The 2018-nt window shown below is 74.2% G+C and carries 2 protein-coding genes and 1 pseudogene; all 3 read left to right on the top strand.

The window, feature by feature from the left end; translation table 11 throughout:
- A pseudogene (locus AC2W7J_RS17775) lies at positions 1–210 on the top strand (hypothetical protein); the annotation flags it as partial.
- A complete protein-coding gene (gene nadC / locus AC2W7J_RS17770; RefSeq protein ID WP_485984052.1) occupies positions 207–1106 on the top strand; it encodes a carboxylating nicotinate-nucleotide diphosphorylase in 900 nt (299 codons plus the stop codon). The pseudogene AC2W7J_RS17775 and the gene nadC, both read left to right, overlap by 4 nt.
- Position 1107: 1 nt before the next feature.
- Positions 1108–2018, top strand: a 911-nt coding sequence (locus AC2W7J_RS17765) for an ABC transporter ATP-binding protein (protein ID WP_485984050.1), incomplete at its 3' end; no start/stop codon positions are given.

Genomic DNA, 2018 nt, shown 5'->3' with positions numbered 1-2018 from the left:
ACCGCGGCGCACCTGCGCGAGGAGACCCGCGGCGGCCACGTGCGCCGCGACCACCCGCACCACGACGACGAGACCTGGGCGGCGCACCTGCTGCACGTGCGCGACCCGCACGACGGGGAGCTCGCGGTCATCAAGCTCGACGTCGAGCTGGCCTGGCCGCAGGACGACGAGCTTGATGACCGCGACGAGGAGCAGGAGGGCGAGCAGTGATCGACGAGCACTTCCCCCAGGAGGCCGTGCGACGGGTCGTCGCGACGGCGCTCGACGAGGACCTGGGCCCGCAGTCGCTCGACGTGACGAGCACCGCGACGATCCCCGGCGACCAGCAGGGCGTCGGGCACGTCGTCGCCCGCGCACCGGGCGTGCTCGCCGGTGGCCCGGCGATCGCGCTCGTGCTCGACGAGGTGGCGGCGCGCACGGAGGGGGCCACCCCCTTCGCCTCCCGTCCCGAGCTCGACCTGCGGATCGCCGACGGGACCGTGCTGGAGCGGGGCGATGTCGTCGCCGAGCTGCGCGGCCCGGTGCGCCAGGTGCTCATGGCCGAGCGGACCGTGCTCAACATCCTCTCCCGCGCCTCCGGCGTCGCCACCCACACGCGGCGGTGGGCCGACGCGCTCGCCGGCACCGGCTGCACCGTCCTCGACACCCGCAAGACGACGCCCGGCCTGCGTGCCCTCGAGAAGTACGCCGTCCGCTGCGGCGGTGGCACCAACAAGCGCATGGGGCTCTACGACGTCGCCATGGTCAAGGACAACCACAAGATCGCGGCCGGGGGAGTGGGTGCGGCCTATGCCGCGATCCGCGAGCAGTTCCCCGACGTGACGATCGAGGTCGAGGTGACCACGACCGCCGAGGCGATCGAGGCGCTCGAGGCCGGATCGCGCTTCCTCATGTGCGACAACATGTCCGTCGACTTGCTGCGCACGACGGTCGCCGCCGCGCGCGAGTGGGCTGCGGCGCGCAGCGAGAGCGTCGAGATCGAGGCGACGGGCGGGCTGACCCTCGAGGTCGCCGCCGACTACGGCGCCACCGGCATCGACTGGATGAGCGTCGGTGGCCTCACCCACTCCTCGCCGATCGTCGACCTGGCGCTCGACCTCGTCTGACGTGCTGCGCGTCCGTGGACTGACCAAGGCCTATGGCGGGCGGACCGTCCTCGACGGCCTCGACCTCGACGTGGCGGCCGGTGAAGTCGTCTCCCTCGTCGGACCCAACGGCGTCGGCAAGTCGACCGCGCTGCGCTGCATCGTCGGGACCGAGTCGCCCGATGCCGGGCAGGTGGACCTCGGCGAGACCCGCCTCGACACCCGGGTGCCGCAGACCCGCCGGGCGCTGTGCACCGTGCTCGGCGACCTCGGGGTCCTGCCCGACCTCACCGTCGCCGAGCACCTCGACCTGCTCGCCCGCGCGCACGGCGTCGACGGGGTCGCGCAGGTCGTCGCCGGGGCCCTCGACGAGGCCCGCATCGAGCACGTCGCCGACCAGCTGCCGAGCACCCTGTCGTCGGGTCAGGCCCAGCGCTTCGCGCTCGCCTCGGCGATGGTGCGGCCGTGGGCGCTGCTGCTCGCCGACGAGCCCGAGCAGCGTCTCGACGACGCCGGCCGCGCCTGGCTGGGTGACTGGCTGGCCGGTCACGCGGCGACCGGGCGTGCCGTGCTCGTGGCCAGCCACGACCCGGAGGTGGTGCGGCGCAGCGGTGCTCGCGTCGTCACCCTGCAGGGCGATGCTGAGGCGAAGGGAGGTCCCGGGCTCGTCGGTGACCGCGCCGCGGCCCGGGTCGCGCTGCGGGCCCTGCGTGGTGGCGAGCACGCGGCGAGCTGGGGGCAGGTGCTGCAGGACTGGTACGTCGGCCTCTTCGTCGCCGGCACGCTGCTCACGATGGTCTTCGCCGCGACCGGGCCCTCGATCCTGCGGCCGGAGTGCGCGACGACGACCTGTCTCGGTCGCGCGACCACCTCTGGCTCGCGGGGGGCATGGCGCTGCTCGGTGCCGTCGCGACCTTCGTCGCGCTGCGGGCC

Source organism: Janibacter sp. CFPM2_SD2 (assembly GCF_057364645.1).
Note: the sequence above shows the minus strand (reverse complement) of the source record. Positions and strands in the feature narration are given on the sequence as shown.